At 72.7% G+C, this 20,968-nt stretch carries 19 protein-coding genes; 2 read left to right on the top strand and 17 right to left on the bottom strand.

The features are described 5' to 3' along the window. Positions 1–8: 8 nt before the first annotated feature. The 7 genes from J5Y04_RS40025 to J5Y04_RS44110 all read right to left on the bottom strand — a co-directional run bounded on the left by J5Y04_RS40025 (position 9) and on the right by J5Y04_RS44110 (position 6,285). Complete coding sequence (locus tag J5Y04_RS40025; protein ID WP_209417462.1) at positions 9–1,214, bottom strand: radical SAM protein; 1,206 nt, start codon at positions 1,212–1,214, stop codon at positions 9–11. Beyond that, on the bottom strand, positions 1,211–2,173 hold the full coding sequence (locus J5Y04_RS40020; RefSeq protein ID WP_307853551.1) for a hypothetical protein: 963 nt from the start codon (positions 2,171–2,173) through the stop codon (positions 1,211–1,213). Before J5Y04_RS40020 ends, J5Y04_RS40025 begins: the two co-directional genes overlap by 4 nt. Further along, positions 2,115–3,401 carry a glycosyltransferase gene (locus tag J5Y04_RS40015; protein WP_307853550.1) on the bottom strand — a complete coding sequence of 429 codons (1,287 nt, stop codon included), beginning with the start codon at positions 3,399–3,401 and terminating at the stop codon, positions 2,115–2,117. Before J5Y04_RS40015 ends, J5Y04_RS40020 begins: the two co-directional genes overlap by 59 nt. Before the next feature lie 119 nt (positions 3,402–3,520). Continuing rightward, entirely contained in the window at positions 3,521–3,649 is a 129-nt protein-coding gene (locus tag J5Y04_RS43095; protein WP_256463626.1) for a hypothetical protein, read from the bottom strand. Between the two features lie 110 nt (positions 3,650–3,759). Continuing rightward, on the bottom strand, positions 3,760–5,616 hold the full coding sequence (locus tag J5Y04_RS43090; RefSeq protein ID WP_209417460.1) for a BTAD domain-containing putative transcriptional regulator: 1,857 nt from the start codon (positions 5,614–5,616) through the stop codon (positions 3,760–3,762). 1 nt (position 5,617) lies between these two features. Further along, positions 5,618–5,809 (bottom strand): aroma-sacti cluster domain-containing protein, encoded by a 192-nt coding sequence (locus J5Y04_RS40005; RefSeq protein WP_148642053.1) that lies wholly within the window; start codon positions 5,807–5,809, stop codon positions 5,618–5,620. Continuing rightward, positions 5,806–6,285 (bottom strand): LuxR C-terminal-related transcriptional regulator, encoded by a 480-nt coding sequence (locus tag J5Y04_RS44110; protein ID WP_148642054.1) that lies wholly within the window; start codon positions 6,283–6,285, stop codon positions 5,806–5,808. The genes J5Y04_RS40005 and J5Y04_RS44110 overlap by 4 nt, the downstream gene beginning before the upstream one ends. Before the next feature lie 519 nt (positions 6,286–6,804). Here J5Y04_RS44110 and J5Y04_RS39995 point away from each other — a divergent pair. Further along, a complete protein-coding gene (locus J5Y04_RS39995) occupies positions 6,805–8,385 on the top strand; it encodes an MFS transporter (RefSeq protein WP_209417459.1) in 1,581 nt (526 codons plus the stop codon). A gap of 50 nt (positions 8,386–8,435) precedes the next feature. Here J5Y04_RS39995 and J5Y04_RS39990 read toward each other — a convergent pair whose 3' ends face one another. From J5Y04_RS39990 to dpgA, 7 genes are all read right to left on the bottom strand, one after another. Then, positions 8,436–9,188, bottom strand: a complete 753-nt coding sequence (locus J5Y04_RS39990; RefSeq protein WP_209417458.1) for a B3/4 domain-containing protein — start codon at positions 9,186–9,188, stop codon at positions 8,436–8,438. A gap of 71 nt (positions 9,189–9,259) precedes the next feature. Then, positions 9,260–10,171, bottom strand: a complete 912-nt coding sequence (locus J5Y04_RS39985; RefSeq protein WP_209417457.1) for a fatty acid desaturase family protein — start codon at positions 10,169–10,171, stop codon at positions 9,260–9,262. A gap of 195 nt (positions 10,172–10,366) precedes the next feature. Beyond that, on the bottom strand, positions 10,367–11,512 hold the full coding sequence (locus J5Y04_RS39980) for a glycine amidinotransferase (RefSeq protein WP_209417456.1): 1,146 nt from the start codon (positions 11,510–11,512) through the stop codon (positions 10,367–10,369). Between the two features lie 100 nt (positions 11,513–11,612). Continuing rightward, a complete protein-coding gene (locus J5Y04_RS39975) occupies positions 11,613–12,902 on the bottom strand; it encodes a PLP-dependent aminotransferase family protein (RefSeq protein ID WP_209417455.1) in 1,290 nt (429 codons plus the stop codon). 18 nt (positions 12,903–12,920) lie between these two features. Next, positions 12,921–14,285 (bottom strand): (3,5-dihydroxyphenyl)acetyl-CoA 1,2-dioxygenase DpgC, encoded by a 1,365-nt coding sequence (dpgC, locus tag J5Y04_RS39970; protein WP_307853549.1) that lies wholly within the window; start codon positions 14,283–14,285, stop codon positions 12,921–12,923. Further along, positions 14,282–15,067, bottom strand: coding sequence for an enoyl-CoA-hydratase DpgB (gene dpgB / locus J5Y04_RS39965; protein WP_209417454.1), 786 nt, complete (start codon positions 15,065–15,067; stop codon positions 14,282–14,284). Before dpgB ends, dpgC begins: the two co-directional genes overlap by 4 nt. Before the next feature lie 20 nt (positions 15,068–15,087). Further along, positions 15,088–16,227, bottom strand: coding sequence for a 3,5-dihydroxyphenylacetyl-CoA synthase DpgA (dpgA, locus tag J5Y04_RS39960; RefSeq protein WP_209417453.1), 1,140 nt, complete (start codon positions 16,225–16,227; stop codon positions 15,088–15,090). Positions 16,228–16,298: 71 nt separating this feature from the next. Between dpgA and dpgD the strand changes: the two genes are divergently transcribed. Then, positions 16,299–17,099 carry an enoyl-CoA-hydratase DpgD gene (dpgD, locus tag J5Y04_RS39955; RefSeq protein WP_209417452.1) on the top strand — a complete coding sequence of 267 codons (801 nt, stop codon included), beginning with the start codon at positions 16,299–16,301 and terminating at the stop codon, positions 17,097–17,099. 13 nt (positions 17,100–17,112) lie between these two features. On the opposite strand, the gene J5Y04_RS39950 is transcribed toward dpgD, so the two are convergent. The 3 genes from J5Y04_RS39950 to J5Y04_RS39940 form a co-directional block, all read right to left on the bottom strand. After that, positions 17,113–18,267 carry a glycine amidinotransferase gene (locus J5Y04_RS39950; RefSeq protein WP_209417451.1) on the bottom strand — a complete coding sequence of 385 codons (1,155 nt, stop codon included), beginning with the start codon at positions 18,265–18,267 and terminating at the stop codon, positions 17,113–17,115. A gap of 129 nt (positions 18,268–18,396) precedes the next feature. After that, entirely contained in the window at positions 18,397–19,395 is a 999-nt protein-coding gene (locus tag J5Y04_RS39945) for an acetylserotonin O-methyltransferase (RefSeq protein ID WP_245206423.1), read from the bottom strand. Between the two features lie 352 nt (positions 19,396–19,747). After that, positions 19,748–20,968: alpha/beta fold hydrolase (locus J5Y04_RS39940; RefSeq protein WP_209417449.1), on the bottom strand; the 1,221-nt coding region annotated here is incomplete at its 5' end.

The raw sequence follows: 20,968 nt of genomic DNA, 5'->3' as shown, positions 1-20,968 counted from the left end.
TGGCATGGCTACAGGCGCCCCGTCTCGTCGAGGTAGTCGAGCAGGGCCGCGTCCACCGTGTCGTGGAAGGCCGCGAGCGTGCGCCGGTCGTCCGCGCGCCGGTAGAGGTCCTCGCAGCCGACCCAGCGTTCCCTGGTCACCGCGCCGGGCAGGTATCCGCCGGAGATCGTGCCGACCTCCCAGTCGGTCCGGCCCGCGGTCTCCCAGCAGCTCGCCAGCGTGCCGTCCGCGCTGACCACCGCGCCGAAGCGGCCGTCGTCGTAGCCGCAGGTGACGCACGGGCGGTGGGCCTGCGGGCGGGTCACGGTGAAGCCGAGGTCGAGGGCGCGGCGCTGCCAGCGGGTGAAGCGGGCCGACAGGTCGCGGGTGTGCTGGAGGTCGTTCCCGTAGCCGATGCCGACGTCCCCCACCTGGGCGAAGTACAGGCTGCACCGCTCGGGGTCGAGCTCCGCGGCGAGCCGGTCGATCAGCGCGTCGACCCCCTGGTGGGTCTCCTGGGAGACGTTGACCCGGAGGGTCCACCGGAGCGGGGAGGCCTCGGAGGCCCGGACGATGTTGCGGACGATCGTGTCGTAGGTCCCGCCGCCGTCGGCCCGCCGGATCCGGATCCGGTCGTGGTCGGGGCGGTCGCCGTCGAAGCTGACCTGGACGGAGCGGAGCCGGAGGTCGGCCAGCCGGGCGGCCAGGGCCGGGGTGAGCAGCGTGGCGTTGGAGATCATCCAGGCGGACGCCAGTCCGTGGTCGGCCGCCCGTTCCAGCAGTTCCAGGCAGCCGCGCGGGTTGAGCAGGGGCTCCCCGCCGAAGAGCAGGACCCGGAGCTCCTCCACGCCGGCGGCGGCCATCTGCCGGTCGGTGAAGTCGAGGATCGAGCCGATGGTCCGCGAGGTCAGGCGCGTCCGGGCGATCCGCGGCGGCCGGCTGCCGCCGTCCGGGTCCTGGCCGGTGTTCTGGAAGCAGTAGCCGCAGCCCAGGTTGCACTGGGTGCTGGTCAGCACGGTCAGCGAGTAGCTGCGCGGGAGTGCGGTGGTCAGCAGGCCGTGCTCGCGCAGCCGGCGTTCGGTGGCGGGCCGCAGCTGTCCCTCGGCGGTCAGCTGTCCGTCGCGCAGGCGGGCCAGCCCGCCGCCCGGGCCGAGGAACCACCAGTTCCGCTCGCCGCGGAGGATGCGCGCGCCGGCGACGTGCCCGGTGCGTTCGTCGGCCTGGACCCGGGTCACCGCGCCCCCCGGACGGCCGGCGACCGCTCCTCGGCGTGGTCCGCCGCGTCGGGGCGCCCGTGCAGGACGGTCAGCGTGGCGAGGGCGGTCACCACGGTCGACTGGTAGGCCTTGCGGAAGAACTCCACGGTGGTCGCCGCCGCGTCCGCCCGGTCGTCGGCGGACCGTCCGGGGATCGCGCCGCCGGGCGACTGGACCGCGGCGAGCATCCGCAGCCCGGCCGCCCCGGACGGCGTGCGCAGCGGGTCGAGGCCGAGGCAGTGCTGCGCGAGCACCAGCTTGCCGGTGAGGTCCCACTCCCCGCGGCGTACGGTCGCCTCGGTGAGCCGGCAGACCCGGTCGCGGGCGTGCTCCAGGGCCGCGCCGGTCAGCGCGGCGGTGCGCGGGTCGCCCGGGTCGGGGGCGCGGAAGCCGAAGTCGGTCAGGTGGAAGACCGTGTGGGTCACGTCGCAGACGTCGAGCTCGTCCAGCGGCCGGTCGTCCCCGTGTCGGGCCAGCCGGCCGGCCTCGTACAGCTCCCGGTAGGGGCGCAGGCTGTGCCGGACCCCGGCGAGGTCGGCGTAGTACCGGGTCTCCAGGCTGCCGAAGGGCGACTGCCGGCGCGGGGTCAGGAGGCCGCCGGCCGCCACCTCCGCGAGCACGGCCGGGTGCGGGCCGTCGGTGATCCCGGCGGGTGCCAGCGCGCCGTACGCCAGCCGGAACTGCCACGCGTAGCGTGGTTCGGCGGCGAGCAGGGGCGGGAAGGCGGGGTCGCGCCAGACGCGTCCGAGGGTCCCGGTGACCTCCGCCAGGCCGGGGTCCTGCGGTGCGACCCGTTCCCAGGAGCGGCGCAGCAGGGCGAGCTGCAGCAGGGCCTTGACCCGCGGGGTGAGCGGCAGCTCGGCACGGCCGGACGGCGAGTCAAGGAAGCCTGAGTGGAGGCGTGTCCAGTGCAGCGCCCCCGTCGACAGTTTCGCCACGACCGCTGTGTCCAGGCCGGCTGATCGCGTACCCATGGTTCTCCCGGTTCTGTGTGGAGGTTGCTGACGGCCTGGCCGCCCGCTCGATGGCATCGGCCGCGCGGGCGGCGCCGTCCGCCGCGGCCAGCCGGCGGCCGAGCCCGCGGGCGCGCCCGCGCAGCGCGTCGTCCCGCCAGGCCGCTTCGAGCCGCCCGGACGGGTCCGGCTCCGCCGTCCTCGGGACGTGCACGGCCACGCCGGCGCGGAGCAGGGCGCCGGCGAGCAGCGGCTGCTCGGAGCCGTTGGGCGAGACGCCGAGGGCCCGGCCGCGCAGCAGGGCGGCGAGCACCGGGGCGGACGTGCCGCTGGTCAGCACGAGGCCGGCCAGGTCGACGAGCGGCCCCAGCCACGGCTTGCGGACGAGCAGGATGTCGGCCCCGGGAGCGGGTCGCGGGTCGGTCGACCGTCCCTGCTCGACGACGGCCTGGAACGGGCCGCCGGTGAAGGTCGCGTTGAGGCGGGGCCACGGGGAGCCGCCGCCGAAGAAGCGGCCCAGGTGGACGTAGACGACGGGCTTGCCGGAGCGCTCCAGGTGGGCCCGGATCTCCGCGAGTTCGGCCCGGTCGGCCGCGGGCTCCCAGGCGAGCGGGCCGACGTGGTGCACCCGCTCGGGCAGCACCGCGCCGGGGTGCTCCAGTTCGGGGTCGCCGCGCAGCAGCAGCGCCTCGCCGAGCAGCGGGCCGGCGGACCGGTGCGAGGCCCACCGGGACGGCCGCCCGGCCAGTCCGGCCTGCTCCCGGGTGGCGGCGTACAGGTCCAGGCACTCGCGGGTGCGGTTCTCCCGGGTCCGGCCGAACTGCGGCTCGCCCTCGCCGCCGCTGCGGTAGTCCCACAGGTGGACGGAGAGTCCGATCACCGCGACCGGGATGTCGAGCGTCTCGGCGGCGAGCAGCGCGCCGTTGCACAGCACCGAGGTGACCAGCAGGTCGGCCCGGGCCTGCCGGGCGGCGCGTACGACCGCCCGGTACTGCGCCGCCCCGGTGGGGCCCCACCAGGTGGCGGAGAAGGCCCGCCGGCCGCCGAAGTCCTCCGCCGCCGCGAACGGCAGGCCGGCCTCGGCCACGAGGGGTGCGGCGGAGGAGCGGCCGAGCACGTCGACCCGGTGGCCCCGACGCCGCAGCTCGTGCCCGGCGGCGATCGCCGGGTAGAGGTAGCCGCCGTCACTGAGCGGGCAGAGCAGGATGTTCACGGGGCCTCCGGGCCGGAGCGGTCGGGCCGACGGGCGGGCACCGGGCGGGCCGCCCGGACTCCGGCGACCGGCGCCGGTGACCGGGTGGCCCGCCCGGTCCTCATGGCTCGACGTTCAGGTCAGAGCGCCGAGCTGTTGTTGACGACGCACCAGTCCTCGACGGCTTCGTCGGCGGGCACCCCGTGCGCGACGACGTCGACGTCCTCGTCCTCGGCCTCGGTCGGCTCCGGGTTGATGTCCTCGGGCATGCTGTCCTCCTCTGCGGTGGCGGCGTCCGCTACGCCGGTCCGAGAGAAAAGGTAGGAATCCTTGGTATGACAGCGGCTGGTCGGCGGTTTGATATCGGTATGACGATCGGTCAGTGGTGTGCCACCGGTACGGAAACCGGCCTGGACACCGGTACGGACACCGGCATCACCACCGACATCGGCATCGGCATCGCCACCGGCCCCGGAGCCGGCCGTGGCATCCGGTCGGTCGCCCGGGCCACCATCTCCCGGGCGAAGGCGTACGGCAGCGCCGGCATCTCGTAGCGCACGGTGTGGGCCAGCCCCTCGACGTCCGGGACGGTGAGGAGGCCGGCCTCCAGCAGGTGCTCCAGCACCAGCACCGCCGAGTCCGGGTCGGTGTCCAGCACGGCGGCCGCCTGTTCCAGCGTGAACACCGGCTCCGTGAGCAGGCCGAGGCGCAGCACCGCCCGGTGCGCGGCCTCGGGGAGGTCCCCGATCGACTCCGCCAGCCGGGCGCGGACCGCCAGGTCGCCCCCGCACAACTCGTCCAGCAGCGGCCGGGTGCCCGCCATCCGCGCGCCGTACTCCCGCAGGGGCACGTGCCGCAGGAAGGCCAGCCGGTCGGCCGCCAGCCGGACCCCGAGCGGCAGCAGCCCGGCCGCCCGGACGATCCGCCCGGCGGACTCCCGGTCCGCCTCGACCCGCTCCCGGCCGATCACCCGGCCCAGGAACTCCACCGCCTCCTCCGCCGGGAAGGCCGAGAGCCAGACCCGCTCCGCCCCCTCCAGGCCGATCAGCCCCGGCCGGGCCGTCACCACGACCGCGCTCTCCCCCGCCTCCGGCAGCAGCGGCCGGACCTCGCACTCGCGCCGAGCGTCGTCGACGACGACGAGTGCCCGGCGTCTGGAGAGCCAGAGCTGCCAGGCCCAGCGCGGATCCGGCGGACCCGGCGGCTCGGGCGGGCCGGGCGAGGCCGCGGCCAGCAGCTGCCGCACCACGTCCTCCAGCGGCCGCAGCCTCCCGTCCTCGCCCCGGAGCCGCACGAACAGCCGGCCGTCCGGGAACCGCTCGCCGAGCCGGTGCGCGACGTGGACGGCGAGCGCCGTCTTGCCCGCGCCGAGCGGGCCGGTCACCACGGCCAGCCGGTTGCCGCCCCCGGCCAGTGCGTCCGTCAGGCGCCGGGCGGCCGCCGCCCGGCCGGTGAAGGCCGGCGGGTCGCCGGGTAACAGGTTCGGGGGTGCCTCCCGCCGCGGGCGGGGTGCCGGCGCCCGCGGCTCGGCGGGCACCTGCTCGCACAGCAGTGACCCGTAGAACCGGGCCAGCGCCGGGCTCGGGGGCAGTCCCAGCTCGTGCGCCAGGGACTGGCGCAGCTCGTCGTAGACCGCCAGCGCCTCGGAGCGCCTCCCCGCCCGGCACAGCGCCGTCATCTGCAGCATGCGCAGCCGCTCCCGGAACGGGTGCTGCTGGGCGAGCTCGGTGACGCGCTCGACCGCCGCCGGCCCGCCGCCGGCCGCGATCTCCGCCTCCAGCCAGTCCTCGAAGACCCCGAGGAAGCGCCGGTCCAGGCGCTGCGCGGCGGCGTCGATCAGCGGCACGTCCCGGAAACCGTCCAGCGCCTGACCGCGCCACAGCTCCAGGGCCTCGGTCAGCGCGCCGGCCCGGGCCAGCTGCTCGAAGCGGAGCGAGTCGAGCTCACCGGGCGCCGCGTGGAGCACGTACCCGCCGCTCTGGTGGCTGATCCGGGTACCGGTCTGCGCACCGACCAGCCGGCGCAGCGCGGAGACGTACACCTGGATGTTCTTGCGGGCCGTCCGCGGCGGCGCGTCGTCCCACAGCGCCTCGACCAGTGCGTCGAATGAGACCCGGGTATTCGCATGGCACAGCAGGGCCACCAGGAGAATCTGCTGTTTCCGCGATCCCGGGTCCACCGGACAGTCGTTCTCCAGCACCTGCAAAGGGCCGAGAATCCCGAAACCGAAAGCCATCTCACGCCAACTTGATGGCGGTGGAATGCCCTTCTACCTCGGCGTCGGAAACCGCGTCCAGCCGCTGTTTGACGGAGTTGAGGATCGCCACCTCGTCCTCGCTGAGCTGGGAGAGAACGTCCCGCTGTTCGGGCGTCAGCAGGTCGACCGGGTTTCCCGCCTGCCGAAGGGCGGCGAGGGCGTCAAAGGTCATATTTCCCCTCCTGTGTCGTGTGCCCCGACATCATCGCCCGCTGCCCCGGCGACGTCCATGAGACTTTCGGGCCATAATTCCCCGCCCCCCGGCGACGACGCGACGATCAATGCGAAGAGTCCCGCCTGAAGCCTCGACCTGAACCCCAGCTTCGCCAGGATCGCGGTGACGAAACGCTTGACCGTGCGTTCGCTGATCTGCATTTCCCGGGCTATCGACCGGTTGTCGTAGCCGAGTCCCAGCAGTCGCAGGACGGCCCGCTCCCGAGGGGTGAGGTCCCGGCTGAGCGGCAGCGCGGCCGCCAGCGGTCCCGGCAGCCCGGACCGCCGCCGCGCCCCGCAGGCCGGGCAGACCGGAGCGGACGCCCCTCCTCCCCCGGTCAACGCAGCCGCGCGTCGGGACACGACGGGGACGGTCTTCCTCCACCGGACATCAACAGGATCCCCCCTCGAAGCACACGACCGCGCTGCCCTCATGCTGACGCCACACCCCCACCCCGGCAAGAGGGCGTACCAGCCCTAATGTCGCCAACATCACGGCCGGGAAACGGGTTTGGGACAGGCGTCGGCGCCTGGTGGGGGTGGTACGGCCCGGCCGGCGGGCGGGCGCCGGGCGGCGCACGGGGCGGTCGCGGGCCGGCGCCCGAGGCGGTCGCGGGCCGGCGCCGTCGAGGCCCGGGACCGGCGCACGGGACGGTCCGGGGCCGGTGCACGGGACGGGCCCTACATCCCGAGGGTGACGCGCCACGCAGACGCCTCCCGGGAGCAGCCCCCGGCCACGGCCCGGACAGTAGCGTCGTCACCATTGCCCCCGGTGGAAGGCCCGGGGCGGTCGTCGGCCGGCCGCCGATGCGATGGTCCGATGCGATGACGGGAGAACCAGGCGCAGTGATCGGTCTGCAGCAGGTGTCCGCGCCACCGGCCGGATCCACGTCGTCCGACCGGCCGCCGACGCCCCGCGGACACCCCCCTCGGGGCCCCGTCTGGGCGGCGGGGGTGGGCACCCTGCTGGCGGGAGTGCTCTGGGCGCGGTACCTGGCCGGGGTCGGCGGCGACCTCTCCGCCCAGTGGGCGTGGGCCGACTTCGCGGCCCGGAACCCCGGCTCGGCGTACAACCTGTCGTGGTACGGCGGCATGCACCCCGCCTCCTACAGCCTCCTGGCGCCCGCCCTGATGGCCCTGCTCGGCGTGCACGCGGCCGCGGTGGCGGCGGCCACGGTCTCCGCGGCCCTGCTGGCGCACCTGGTGGTCCGCGCGCCGGTGCGGCACCCGCTCCCGGTGGCCCTGTGGGGGGCGTTCGCCATGCTCTGCAACACGGCGGCCGGGCGGGTGACCTTCGCCCTCGGCGTCATGTTCGGGCTGGCCGCCGTGGTGGCGGCCGGAGCGGACCGGGCGCCGGCGCGGTGGCGGTTCGCGGGCGCGGCCGGCTTCGCGCTGCTGGCGACGGCCGCCAGTCCCGTGGCCGGGCTGTTCGTCGAGGTCGTGGCGGCGGCCCTGCTGGTCACCGGCCGGCGCGGCTGCGGCTGGGCCCTGGCGGTGCCACCGCCGGCGGTGGTGCTGCTCACCAGCCGGCTGTTCCCCTTCGACGGGATCGACCCGATCTCGCCGTCCACCGTGCTGGTCAGCGTCGGCGCCGCGGCGGCCGTCGTGGCCTTCGTCCCCCGGGGCTGGCGGGCGGTCCGGGCCGGCGCCACGGCCTACGCCCTCGGCACCGTCCTGACCTGGGCCGTGGCCACCCCGATCGGCGGCAACGTCCAGCGGCTGCCCCTGCTCTTCGCCGGCCCGGTGCTCCTCTCGGCGCTCTGTTTCCGCCCGGGCCGCCCCGGCCGCTCCCGCCTCCGGGGCATCCGGGGCCTCCGGGGCCGCCCGGGCCCGCGGACGGCGGCCCTGGCCCTGGCGTTCGCGGCGACCGCCTACTGGACCGTCGCCGCGAACCTCGTCGGCATCCCGGCCACGGCCCCGGACCGGCACGCCGCGCCGCTGCTCGCCGAGCTGGACCGGCTCGGCGCGGACCGCGGCCGGGTGGAGGCCGTCCCGATACTCAACCACTGGGAGTCCTGGGGGCTCGTCCCCGCGGCGCAGCTGGCCCGCGGCTGGAACCGCCAGATGGACGTACGGCGCAACCCGCTCTTCTACGACGACACGCTGACCCCGCAGAGCTACCGCGACTGGCTGCGCCGCTGGGCCGTGCGCTACGTCGCCCTGCCCAGCGGTGACACCGACTCGGCCGGGACCGCCGAGGCCGCCCTGATCCGCGGCGGCCCCGACTGGCTGGAGGAGGTCTGGCACGACGAGAACTGGCGGCTGTACCGCTTCACCGACGCTCTCCCGCTGGCCGACCCGCCCGCCGAGGTGACGCACGCCGACGCCGCCCGGGTGGAGCTCACCCTGTCCGCCCCGGGTCCGGTCGTGGTGCGCGTCCCCTGGTCGCCGTGGCTCTCCGTGCAGGGTCCCGCCGGCTCCTGCCTGGCCCGGGACGGCGAGTGGACCCGTCTTGAGGCCGCCGCCCCCGGCGACTACCGGATCGACGCCCCCTACGGCTGGCCCCGGGGCACTCCCTGCCGGAGCGACGGGTAGTCCGCCGGGCGGGCACCACCGCGCCCACGGCCCGGCCGGGCCCCGGCGGGTCAGCCCGCGTGCTCGGCCCGGAGCGCCGGCCCCGCCGGGGCGGGGCCGGCGTCCGCGCACTGCGGCCCGAGCACGCCCAGCACGACCTCGTCCGCGTGCGGGCGGACGAGGTCCGCCAGGCGCTCCTGGGCCTCGCTCATGTGCTCGTCGGGCACCGCCGACCGGTCCACCCGCTCCAGCAGGAAGACCACGTTCGCCGACTCCTCGGTGACCTTGGTCGCGTCGGCGTCACGGTGGTTCCAGTGCCGGGTCAGCACCTGGGAACCCTGGGCGTAGACCACCTCGCCCGGCTTCGGCGCCTCCTGCGCGTCCGGCTCGCCGATGGGGGTGAACAGATCGCCCTCCACGCTGTGGCGGATCACCACGCGACCGGACAGCCGGTCCAGGTCGAACGCGCCGGCCGGGAGTCCGTACCGCACCGAGACGAGGTTGTAGGCGTCGACGGCGGGACTGACCCGCGGCAGGACGCCGGACCTCTCCACCCGGCGGGTCAGCGCGTTGAGGCTCGGACGGCTGCGCCGGGGGTTCGTGCCGAACCTGCGGTAGGCCTCGAACCACGAGGCGACGAAGGGGTGCTCCTCACCGGCGAGCGCCCTGGTCCCGGCCGCCAGCTCGGCCTGCAGCTCGTCGATGGCCTGCGCGGTCGCCGGCCACTCCTCGCCGTTCCGCAGCCCCCGGGCCGTGACGAGGCGCACCTGGCAGCCGGGGAAGTCCCGGGAGACCGCCGGGTCCAGAACGAAGCCTTCGAACATTGCACTCTCCTCCGCTGGTGCCGCCCGGCACCGCCACCGCCTCGCCGGGGGCCGGGACGACCGCCGGCGGGCTAGGACGCGCCCCTGTTGGGCGTCGGGTCCGACAGGACCCGGTGGCGGGTCCTGAGCCGCTCCGCGTAACCGCTGGGATCGGCCGCGCTCAACGCCTCGTGCACCGACCGGAGACGGTGGTGCGGCGTGCCCGGCCACAGATGATGAACCGTATGGTAGCCGTCGCTGTGCGGGTGGAAGACCCATCGCTGCACCGGCCCGAGGTTGGTCACCGTCGAGTCGAAGACCGTGTCGGCGTCGCCGTAGCTGTGCTCGCCGCTCTCACCGACGAACCTGATCACGGGAAGCGCGACCACGTGCCCCAGGAGCCAGACGGCACAGCCGGTGAGCGCGGCCTGCCCGCCCCACAACAGGGCCGCCGGGAACGCGATGGTGAGCAGCGCCCAGAGCACCGGGGCCGCGACGGCGAACAGGTCGTTCGCGGTCTCGGTGATCCAGCTGCGCTGGTAGGCGTACAGCCGCTGCACCAGACCGCGCGAGAACACGGCCGGCCCGCTGCGGTCGAGCCCCTCGATCCGGTACTCCTGGTAGCGCTGCCGGTCGGGGTCGTCGGCCGTCCCCAGCCGGCTGTGGTGGACGAGGTGACTCTCCCGGTAGCGCGAGATCCGCACACCGGTCGGGACGCAGCTCAGCACTCCGGCGCAGAAGTCGTTCACGCCGCGGTGGTGCCTGCTCCAGTTGAAGTGGCTCGCCTCGTGGAGCATGCACTCCAGGCCGCGGAGCTGGCGGCCGGTGAGGGCGACGGCGGCCAGGCCCACGAGCAGCCCCGCCGCACCGGTCGGGACCGTCGACCACCAGCCCGGCCAGGCCACCAGGAGCGCCGCCAGGGGAATGCTGACGTGATCGGAGGAGGCCAGGGCCAGCGAGACGACGAGCCGCGTGCGGTGCGCCTCGCCGATCACGTTCCGCATGCCCCTGGGCGCCTGGTAGCCGCGGCGGTACGGGCGGCTCGAATCCTTGGTGACTCTCTCGTTTTCCTCTTCCGCGCATAGCACCGAATCCGACACTGTTCCTCCAAGTCGAGGCGCGAGTCTTCTCAGTGGCGGTGACCGGCCGGCCACGCCGGGCGGCGCGGCCGGCCGGTCCCACCCCGGCTTCCCGGGCGGTCAGCCCAGGTAGTCCTCCGCTCCGCCGGTGCGCACGGTGTCGAGGGTGAAGCAGTGGAAGCCGCCGCCGAAGAGCCGGCGGTGCCGGTGCCGGACCGGGACGACCGTGAAGCCCTTGTTCTCCAGCGTGGCGATCAGGGTCTTGCACGCGTCGTTGACCATGACGGTCTGCTCGTCGATGGAGAGCAGGTTGAGGTCGATGTACGGGCTGGCCGGGATCGGGGTGTCGTTCTCGTACTGCGGGTAGTCGCTGACGGTGGGGGCGGGTGGCACGATGACGTCCCACTTGCGCAGCGGCTCGGGCAGGTAGTCCAGCACGCCCTCGGAGCGGACCAGGAGGGTGCCGGGGCGCAGCGGGATGACCACGCTGTCGATGTGGCTCTGCGTCAGCTTGTGCATCCGGTGGACCCGGAAGCGGCCCTCCAGGTGCCGCTCCAGCCAGTCGCAGGCCAGGGCGTGGTTGGCGTTGGAGATGTTGACGATCAGGTCGCGGCCCAGGCGCAGGCAGTTCGCGCCGTCGATCATGATCTCGACGCCCACGTCGTACGGGGAGGCCTGCGGGTCCAGCGGCGCCTCGATGTTGGGCGCGGCGTCCTCGTTGGCCGGGTCGAACGACGCGTCCGTCATCATCGGCCGGGGCATGGTCGTCCAGCGGGCGCCCTGCTCGAAGTAGCGCATGAAGACGGGCTTGAGGAACTGGGTCTCGAAGTAGCGGGCGCGCAGGGTGGGCGGGGTCTCGATGATCTCGTCGCCCAGGATGAGGGTGTTGTCGCGCACGTTCAGCGGCGGCGTGACCGGCGCCGACCAGCCGGGCGCCGACATCTCCGTTGCCTCCGGGGCGAGCCGCATCGGGCGGTGCACGGTCAGGCCCAGGGACTTGAGCGCCGTGGCGATCCCCTCCACGTCCTCGATGAGCTCGTCGAGGAACCGCTCCTTCATGGCGAGGCGTTCCGGCTCGTTGCGCTTCTTGCGGTCCTCCCCCGGGCGCCAGTCGGTGATGCTCGCGTAGTAGCCGCGGGCGCCGGAGACGTTGTCACTGATGAACATGTCGAACGACAGGTCGCGGAGGCGTTCCGCGTAGTTGACGGCCGAGCCGAGCACGACCTCCTTGAGCGGGGTGAAGTCGTCGTAGCTGTTGAGGCGCATCCGGGGTTCCCATTCGTGAGTAGGTGGGTCCAGCCGGCCCGTCGGCCGGTGGGGGGTGAGCTGCGGGCGGGGCGCCCGGCGTCGTCCGGCGGCGGCCGGGTCAGGTGCCGAGCTCCTGCTTGAGGAAGGCGGCGAGACGCTCCACTCCGGTCTCGATCTGCCCGTCGTCGAGGTAGCTGCAGGCGAGCCTGAGCTGGAAGTCGCCGGCGCCGTCCAGGTAGAACTGGGACATGGGTGTCCACAGCACGCCGTAGCGCTCGGCCGAGGTCTTCAGCAGGGCGAGGTCCGCGGGCACCGGCAGCCGCATCCGGACGAAGAAGCCGCCCTCGGGCCGGTTCCAGTCCACGCCGGCCGGCCGGTCCCCGCCGAGGTGCCGGTCGAGGGCGTCCAGCAGCGTGTTCAGGCTGCGCCGGTAGTGCTCGGACTTGCGCCGCCCCAGCTCGGCCAGCGACCGCCCGTGTTCGAGCAGCATCCCGCCGATCACGGCCTGGCAGAGCGGTGAGGTGTTCACCGTCACCATGCTCTTCACGGCGGACAGTTGTTCGGCGAGCGACCGCTCCTCGCCGTCCGCGGACCCGACCCGCTGGTCGGCGACGACGTACCCGACCCTCGCCCCGGGGAAGCAGATCTTGGCGAAGGTGCCGATGTGCACCACGCGGCGCCCGGTGTCCAGCGCCTTGAGCGGCGCGAGCCCGCTCCCGCCGGGGGCGGTGAAGCCGTAGGCGTTGTCCTCCAGGAGCAGGAAGTCCTCCTGCTCGGCGAGCGCCAGCAGCGCGCGGCGGCACTCCGGCGACATCCGCCCGCCGCCCGGGTTGGAGAAGTCCGGGGCGACGTAGCAGGCGCGGATCCGCCGCCCGGCGCTGCGGGCCTCCCGGCAGGCCCGCCGGAGGCCGTCGAGGTCGATCCCCCGGTCGCCCTCGTCCACGCCGGTCACGGGGATGTCGAGCAGCCGGGCCGCGCCCATGATGCCGACGAAGCACGGGTTGGCCACCGCCAGCACGTCGTCCGGTGAGCGGAACAGCGCGCGCAGGGCGATCAGCATCCCCTCCTGGGCGCCCACGGTGATCACCACGTCGCGCGGCGCCGCGTCGATGCCGTGGTCGCGGCGGAGGGCGTCCGCCACGATCCCGTTGATCAGGCCCTGGCTGGGCCCGTACTCGAAGAGCAGCTTCCGTGCCCTGGCGGGATCGTGGCCCTCGGCGACCAGGTGCTCCAGGAAGCGGTCGGTGTACCGCTGGGGCTCCAGTCCTTCGAAGAAGACGGGGTGCGGGGCGCCCGGGCCGAACGAGACGGCGTCCGGGTAGCGGCTCATCACCTCGTTCAGGAATCCGATCGACTGCAGCACCGGGTCGTCGAGCGACCCGTGCAGACCGGCGGAGTTCAGTTGCATGTCAGCCTCTGCCCGCTCTCAACTCTGGGACTGTGCGCGTTGCCAGCGCCGTTCGACCTTCTGGAGGACGTCCTCGGAGTAGGCCCGGACGGACTGGGCCACCGCGAACTCCGCCAGGTACTCGCGGAAGAGGTCGACCGGCTCCTCGGCGAGCGACAGCATCCGGCGGTTGGCGGCGACCGCCGGGGCGCTGAGCTCGCGCACCGCGCGCTCGACTGCCTCGGCCATCCCCTCGGCCGGCACCACCTCGTCGCACAGCAGCAGGCCCGCCGGTTCGGACGCCGCGATCCGCCGGCCGCCCAGGATCACCTGCCGGGCCAGCCTGGCGCCCGTCTGCCGGGTGAGCCGCAGGTTGCCCAGCCCGGGGACGATGCCCTCCTCGGCCGCGGGCAGGCTGAGGTAGGCCTGCGACTCGGCGATCACCCGGTCGAGCACCAGCAGCAGTTGCATGCCGCCGCCGATGGCGAAGGTGTCGACCGCGCCGATCCACGGCTTCTGGGTCGTCCGGTCGGTCGACGCGCCCGGAGCCGGGTCGGTGAGCAGACCCCGCATCATCTTGTTGATGTAGCCGAGCTCCCGGCCGAGCAGGAAGTCGACGAGCGAGATCCGCCCGTTGCGCAGCTCCTTGAGGTTGATGCCCGCGCTGAACACCCGCCTGCCCGCGTACTTGGGGTGGTCCACCTCGCCCCCGCGCAGCACCCCGACGCGCACCTGGTCGTCCAGCAGGGCCAGGTCGACCGCGGTCTCCAGGTCGGCGATCAGCCGGTTGTCCTCCGCGTTGAGGCAGTGCGCGTTGCGGAAGGTGACGTGCGCCGCCCCGGAACGCCGCTCGACCAGCACCGACGCCAGTTCGACCCTCCCGTGCGCGCGGAAGTCGTCCAGCAGTTCCAGCGCACGCGGCGTGGGCAGCAGCATGGCGTCGATCAGGTGGCGGCCGGCCCGGGCGGAGCGCAGCACGGCGCCGCAGAAGATGCCCTGGTCGATCTCGCGGCCGTCCTTGTCGGCCTGGCGGTGCTCCAGTTCGGCCGCCAGCTGCGCGCGGGTCGGCACCAGCCCGGGGAAGCGGTCGGCCGCGGCGTGCACCAGCTCGGGGAGCCGCAGGTGGACCGTGCAGCCGTCGGTGAGCCGCGCGTACACGTCCTCGGCGTGCAGGCCGAGGAAGGCACGGCGGGCCGCCCGCATCGCCGCGAGTGCGTCGTCGGCGCTGCGGTGCTGCCCGTGGTCGCGAGCGGACCTGAGCGGCAGCCCGGAGAGCAGCCGCTCCCCGGCGGCGGTGTACGACTCCAGCAGCCGGGCGTCGGCGTCCAGCGTGCCGGTGAACCCCGGGACGGGGGCCGGCCACGCCTGTCCGGCCCCCGCGGTCGGAGAGGAGGCCCGGCTCACGACTCCGACCGCCCGGCGGAGGCCGCCCCGGCGATCGCGGACGTTTCGGCGCTCGCGGACGTCTCGGCGCTCTCGGCTGCTCCGGCGCTCTCGGCCGCTCCCGCCAGGCGCCGCAACTCGCGGTCGCAGGCGGCGAGATGGATGCCCAGCGCCTCGTCGTACTCGACCGAGGCGGCCTCCAGCAGCAGCTGCCGGCGGACCGCCAGCTCCTGGTCGGAGATCCGGCCGGTGAGCACGGCCGCGGTGTGCACGGCGTCCGTGAGGTCCTCGCTGATCTGGTCGACCAGGCCGAGTTCGGCGGCCCGGGCCACCGGGATGTCGGCGCCCCACATGACGATCTGCCGGGCGCGCGCCAGTCCGAGGTGCTGGACCAGGCGGTACAGCGACATGCCCGGCCAGAAGTGCCCGTCGTTGACCGGCAGCATCAGGGTCAGGTCCGGGGCGCCGATGCGGTAGTCCGCGGCGAGCAGCACGTCCAGCGCCGGCCCGCCACAAGTCCCCCGGGCGACCACGATGTTGACCGCGCCGAGCTTCTCCAGCCGGCGGACCGCACGCTCCCACCGGTTCACCTCCTGGATGGCGACCTCGCCGGGCCACTCCCGGGAGCCGGCCGGCAGCGGCTCCAGCCGCAGCACCACCACCGTCCGCTCCTGTGCGCCCTCGACCTCGGCGCAGAGCGCGTTCACGGTGGCGGTCAGCTCCGCGAGCGGCCGCGCCCCGTCGATCGTCACCGCCAGGCCGAGCCCTTCGAGCCGCCGCACGGATCCGGTCTCCGTTTCCACAGTCTCCGTCCCTCCCTCTTTCACCAGCGCACCAGCGCCATCTCGATCGTCGACCCCGGGCCCATGGTCATGAAGACCCCGTAATCTCCCGGGCGCACGGAGTCCTCGGCCATCAGCCGTTCGTAGGAAAACAGAAATGAACCACTGGAGAGATTTCCGTGGTCACGGAGCACACCGGTCGTGTGCCGCACGTCGTACCGGCTCAGCCCGAGATTCGCGCGCACCGAGTCGATGACCTTCTTGCCCCCGGAGTGCACTGTCCAGTGCGAGATGTCGGAACGCCGCAGACCCGTCCCGTCGAGCAGCCGGCCCAGTGCGATTTCGGCGTGCGCCCCCACGACATAGGGGACCTCGGGATCGAGATAGAAACTGTATTTCCCGTGGTCATCGTCCCAGTCGTAGCGCATCGCATCAACCGCCTCCGGAATGATGCAACTGGAAAAGCGCAGCAACGACGGGCCGGCCGTCCGCTCCAGCGCCTCCGCGGCCGCACCGTCCTCGGGGGCCAGGACGGCGAGCGCCGCGGAACCGTCCCCGAACAGGCTGTTGACCACGGACGTCCGCATCGTGCCGTCGAACACGTACGCCGCGGAGCACGCCTCCATGCACACCATCAGCGCCAGCTCACCGGGGTGGGCGTTCGCCCAGCCGGCCACCGCGGTGAGGGCGTTCAGACCCGCGTTGCACCCCATTCCGACCACGTCCAGCCGCGAACAGTGGCGGTCGATCCCCAGCTCCTTGATGAGCAGGGCCGAGAAGCCCGGCGTGAGCAGCCCGGTCGTGGTGACGCAGCACAGGTAGCGCACGTCGGACAGCTCGGCACCGGCCGCCTTCAGGCAGGCCTCGACCGCCTCCCGGCCCATCGCCAGGCCCGTCGTCACGTGCTTCTGCAGCAGCTGGCCCTGCGTCTCGGTCGCCCGCGAGCCGTCCGGCAACAACGGCGGGAGGGTCAGGCCGCGGCGCTCGATCGCACTGTTCCGGAAAATCGACCTGATCCGCGGATCGGTGACCTTGAACTCCTCCAGGATTTCCTCCTGCGTGTAGGAGGTGGCCGGAACCGCCGTCCCCACGCCGAAAACGCGGGGGAATATCCTGGAGTTCCCGCCGGCACCGGCGGAGCCCGGCGCGGCGTACTGCGGTGGCCTTTCGGACAGTTTCATGACATTCGACTCCCAGCGAAGACTCGTCAAATCGGTGATCCGCAACCGGCGCATGGACTACCATCGCCTGCATGTCGCTGACCAGGGTTTGCTACGAAAAGAACGGTCATACCGCCCAGATAACTCTCAACCGCCCGGAAGTCCTCAATGCGATGGATCTGCGGATGCACGAGGAACTCGCCGAGGTGTGGGACGACTTCCAGGCCGACGACGACCTGTGGGTCGCCGTCCTCTCCGGCGCCGGCACCCGCTCGTTCTCCGTCGGGCAGGACCTCAAGGAGGCCGCCCGGCGCAACAGCGAGGGGACGGCCGGGCCCGCGACCTTCGGCAGCCGTGGCAAGCCCGGCTGGCCACGGCTCACCGAACGGTTCGACCTCGCCAAGCCGGTGGTCGCCAAGGTGCGTGGGTTCGCCATGGGCGGCGGCTTCGAACTGGCCCTGGCCTGCGACATCATCATTGCCTCCGAGGACGCGGTGTTCGCACTGCCCGAGGCCAGACTCGGTCTCGTCGCAGGCGCGGGCGGGGTGTTCCGGCTGAGCCGGCAGTTGCCGTGGAAGACCGCGATGGGCTACCTGCTGACCGGGCGGTCCATGGACGCGCAGCGCGCCTACGAACTCGGCCTGGTCAACGAGGTGGTCGCGGCGGACGACCTCGACGCCTGCACCGACCAGTGGGTGGCGGACATCCTCCGCTGCGCCCCGCTCTCGGTCCGGGCGGTCAAGGAGGCCGCCACCGCGTCCGCCCACCTCCCGCTCGAAACGGCCTTCGCCATGCGCTATCCCTGGGAGGAACGACGCATGCACAGCAGGGACGCCGTGGAAGGCCCGCGCGCGTTCGCCGAGAAGCGCGCGCCCGAGTGGGAGGGCCGCTGAGCCGCCGGGCCGCTCAGCCCAGGTAGTCCTCCGGCCCCCCGTCGCGCACGGTGTCGAGCGTGAAGCAGTGGAACCCGCCTCCGAACAGGCGCCGGTGCCTGTGGCGGACCGGCACGACGGTGAACGAGTACTTCTCCAGCGTCCGCATGAGCTCCGGGCACGCGTCGTTGACGAGGACCGTGTCCGGGGCCGTGGACAGCACGTTCAGGTCGATGAACGGGCTGGTGAGGACCAGGTCGTCGTCCTCGTAGGCGGGGAAGTTGTTCGACTCCGGGGCCGGGGCCACGATCATGTCCCAGCCGCGCAGTTGCTCGGGCAGCTTCTCCGCCACCTCCAGGGACCGCACCAGCAGGGTGCCGGGACGCAACGCCAGCACCATGCTGTCGATGTGACTGTCACTCAGCTGGTGGACCCGGTGAACGCGGAACCGGCCCTCCAGGTGGCGCTCCAGCCAGTCGCAGGCGAGAGCGTGGTTGGCGGTCGAGATGTTGGCGACGATGTCCCGCCCCAGCCGCAGGCACTGCGCTCCGTCGAACATCATCTCGAAACCCACGTCATAGGCCGAGGGCTGCGGGTCGTCGATCGGCTCCGTGGGACCGCCGGCCGTGCTGGAGCGCACGTACGACAGGTCGAAGGAAGCGTCCGTCATCATCGGCCGCGGCATGACGGTCCATCGGGCGCCGCGGCGGAAGTACTCCTGGAAGACGGGCTTGAGCAGCTGGGTCTCGAAGTACCGGGAGCGGATCATCGGCGCGGTCTCGATGATCTCGTCGCCGACGATCAGCGTGTTGTCCCGGACGTTCAGCGGCGGGACCACCGACGCCGCCCAGGCCGGTGTCCGGACCTCGGACGTGTCCGCGTCCACGTCCATCGGCCGCAGGACGTTCACCGAGAGCGACCGGAGGGTGTCGGCGATGCCTTCGAGGTCTTCGTTGAGTTCTTCGACGTAACGCTGCTTGATGGGCACGCGCCCGGACCCGCCGCCGCTGCGGGCGGACAGCCGGGGGTAGTACCACTCGGAGCGCGACGGATTGTCATGGGCGATGTTGTCGTGGAAGAACAGGTCGAAGGAGAGTTCCCGGCTGTGCGAGACGTAGTTTCTCGCGGAACCGACCACGACCTCCCTGAGCGGCGACCATTCATCGAAGCTGTTCAGCTGCACAATCATCCTCTTGCTGGGATCTGATACTGCCCGCGACGACCGGGAAAGGACGGCGGGAACGCCCGTGCGGGTGGCCCGCCCCGCGAGGTGGCGCCCGCCGCCCAGTACCGGCCTGAAACGCGTGCGCCCGCCGCGCTACTTCGTTCCCATGCTCAGTCCGTGCTCATAGGGAAGGCCGGTGACGGTCTCGACGTCCTTGAAACCGGCCAGCTTCAGCCACGCCTCGTAGTCCCTCGCCGGATAGGCCATTCCCTGACCGCTGGCCAGGACGTTGAAGTACAGGCCGAGCCGGGCGCCGAAAATGCCCGAGGTCTCGTCGTCCGAAACGTTGTAGCCGTAGACGAAGATCCTCCCGCCGTCCGGGAGGGCGTCGTACGCCTTCTTCATCATGCCCACGATCTGCTCTTCCGAGAAGATCTCCAGGACGTGGCTGAAGAGTACGGCATCGGCACCGGACGGGAATTCGTCCTGGAAGATGTCACCGGCGTGCAGCCGGACGCGGTCCGGGAAGGCGGCCGCGGCGTCCTCGTCGGTGAGCCCGGAGACGCTCGGCATGTCGAAGATCGTGGACGTCAGCCCGGGGTGGTTGGCGACCAGCCGGAGGGAGGTCGTGCCGTCCCCGCCGCCAACGTCCAGCAGGTGCCGCACGGACCCGAACTCCGGCCGGCCGACCAGGCCGTCCACGGAGCGCAGGGTGAAGGCGCTCATCGCCCGGTGGAAGACCGCCTCCAGCTCGGGGTTGCGCGAAAGCCGCTGGTAGAGCGTGGGCTCGTCGCCGGGGTAGCTGTCCAGCGCCGTGTTCCGGCCGGCGCGCAGGGCCGTCGTCATCTGGGCGAAGGCGGGGTAGTAGACCTCCTTCCAGCCGATCATGATGTGGCTCCAGCTGTCCTCGGCGTCCGAGGCCAGCAGGTCCTGGGCGACCCGGGAGTTGGAGTACATCCCGTCCTTGCGCTCCAGCAGCCCGGTGGTGCACACGGCCTGCAGCAGGACCCGCAGCTGGTGCGCCGGGATGCCGGCGTGCTCCAGGATCTCCGTGAACTCGGCCGAGGGCCGGTCGGCGAGGAAATGGAAGATCCTCAGCTCCGCCGCGGTGGTCACGGCGTTGAAGAGCGCCGGGGCGTTCACCAGGAACATGAGCTTTTCGTATGCGGGGTCACCGTCGTACGACTCGTCCATTTTAAACCGTCGCCTTCTACTCTTTCGATGAATCTGAGGATGTGGTGCGGTGGTTGCTGTTTTTCGATGGGGAGAACGCCCGCCGAAAATGTATCGGGATTCCGCATTGCCCTGGCAAGATCACCGGCATGTGGCGTGGGTCACTGCGCGGATTCACTGTCCGGGGTCGCCTTTTACGGCGACCCCGGGTTTTCACGGTGACGCCGGGTTCCTGCGGTGACGCCGGGTTTTACGGCGACGCCGAGTCCTTGCGGTGCCGCCGGATTCTTACGGTGGCGCCGGATTCCTACGGTGCCCTTGGGCGGAGCGTTCAGTCGACCTGGTCCCCGTACGAAAGCAGGGGTACGGCGGACTTCCAGGCCAGTTCCAGATTGGCCAGCTGCCCCATGCGCTGGTGGTCGCAGTCCAGCGCCACCTCCCGGACCTCCGCCGAGCTGTATTTCTTCCACGCCTCGGCGAGGGGCGGAGTCGTCGCACGGCCGTTCCGGGAGGAGACGAAGACGATGTCCCCGTCGTACGTCCCGGGATCGTGCCCCTCGTCCAACAGTTGGTTGTTCTCGATGATCCGGTGGACGTTCGCCCTGAGGGTGGCGGGCAGCTCCCTCGCGAGCTGCTCCTCGTCGGGCGGCAGGGCAGCCTCGTCGTCCGGCGATCCCGCCCCGCCGTCCGGTGTTCCTGCCCCGTCCCCCGATCCTGCCCCGTCTCCCGTGCGGACGGGCCGGCACTCGGCGAGATGGGGGTCCAGGAGGACGAGGCCGGCCACCTCCTGGCCGAGCTCCTGCAGCTGAACGGCCATCTCGTGCGCCACGACGCCGCCGAACGACCAGCCGAGCAGGTAGTACGGCCCCTCGGGCCGGACGGCCCTCATGTGAGCGATGTACTGGGCGGCCATCTCCTTGAGCGTCTGCGGGAGCGCAGTCCCCCCGTCGAGGCCCCGCGCCTGGATGCCGTAGACCGGGTGCGGATCGGTGACGTACCGCGCGAGCGGCATGTAGCACCAGCTCATCCCGGTGCCGGGATGGATGCAGAAGATCGGCGGCTTCTCCCCGTGATCGCGGATGACCAGGAGCTCGCTCAGCGCGCCCTGGCCGGTCTGCCCGCTCAACGCATCGACGAGGCCCGCGACGGTCGGGGCTTCGAAGAGCGTGCGGATGCCGAGCTCGACGCCCAGCAGGGTCCGGATGCGGCCGACGAGGCGGGTGGCGAGGAGCGAGTGCCCGCCCAGCTCGAAGAAGTTGTCGTCGACTCCGACCTGTTCGACGCCGAGGACGTCGGCGAAGACGGTGCAGAGGAGCTCCTCTTCGACCGTGGAGGGGCCGCGGCCGGTGGAGACGGCCGCGTAGTCGGGAGCAGGGAGTGCGCGCCGGTCGAGTTTGGCGTTGACGGTCAGCGGGAGGGCGTCGAGGACGACGACCGCTGCGGGGACCATGTACTCGGGCAGGTGCTCGACGGCGAACGCCCGCAGCGCCGACGGCAGTTCCCCACCGTCCTGGCCGGGGGCGGGAACGGCATAGGCGACGAGCCGCTTGTC

The sequence above is a fragment of the Kitasatospora sp. RG8 genome, from assembly GCF_017813315.1.
Taxonomy (GTDB): domain Bacteria; phylum Actinomycetota; class Actinomycetes; order Streptomycetales; family Streptomycetaceae; genus Kitasatospora.
Note: the sequence above shows the minus strand (reverse complement) of the source record. Positions and strands in the feature narration are given on the sequence as shown.

What these genes read in the sequence shown, in the direction of transcription:
- J5Y04_RS43095 (WP_256463626.1), bottom strand. Translation starts at nt 3,649, where the DNA reads ATGCCCGAGGACATCAACCCGGAGCCGACCGAGGCCGAGGACGAGGAC.
- J5Y04_RS43090 (WP_209417460.1), bottom strand. Translation starts at nt 5,616, where the DNA reads ATGGCTTTCGGTTTCGGGATTCTCGGCCCTTTGCAGGTGCTGGAGAAC.
- J5Y04_RS40005 (WP_148642053.1), bottom strand. Translation starts at nt 5,809, where the DNA reads ATGACCTTTGACGCCCTCGCCGCCCTTCGGCAGGCGGGAAACCCGGTC.
- J5Y04_RS44110 (WP_148642054.1), bottom strand. Translation starts at nt 6,285, where the DNA reads ATGAGGGCAGCGCGGTCGTGTGCTTCGAGGGGGGATCCTGTTGATGTC.
- J5Y04_RS39990 (WP_209417458.1), bottom strand. Translation starts at nt 9,188, where the DNA reads ATGTTCGAAGGCTTCGTTCTGGACCCGGCGGTCTCCCGGGACTTCCCC.
- J5Y04_RS39985 (WP_209417457.1), bottom strand. Translation starts at nt 10,171, where the DNA reads ATGCGGAACGTGATCGGCGAGGCGCACCGCACGCGGCTCGTCGTCTCG.
- J5Y04_RS39980 (WP_209417456.1), bottom strand. Translation starts at nt 11,512, where the DNA reads ATGCGCCTCAACAGCTACGACGACTTCACCCCGCTCAAGGAGGTCGTG.
- J5Y04_RS39975 (WP_209417455.1), bottom strand. Translation starts at nt 12,902, where the DNA reads ATGCAACTGAACTCCGCCGGTCTGCACGGGTCGCTCGACGACCCGGTG.
- dpgA (WP_209417453.1), bottom strand. Translation starts at nt 16,227, where the DNA reads ATGAAACTGTCCGAAAGGCCACCGCAGTACGCCGCGCCGGGCTCCGCC.
- dpgD (WP_209417452.1), top strand. Translation starts at nt 16,299, where the DNA reads ATGTCGCTGACCAGGGTTTGCTACGAAAAGAACGGTCATACCGCCCAG.
- J5Y04_RS39950 (WP_209417451.1), bottom strand. Translation starts at nt 18,267, where the DNA reads ATGATTGTGCAGCTGAACAGCTTCGATGAATGGTCGCCGCTCAGGGAG.
- J5Y04_RS39945 (WP_245206423.1), bottom strand. Translation starts at nt 19,395, where the DNA reads ATGTTCCTGGTGAACGCCCCGGCGCTCTTCAACGCCGTGACCACCGCG.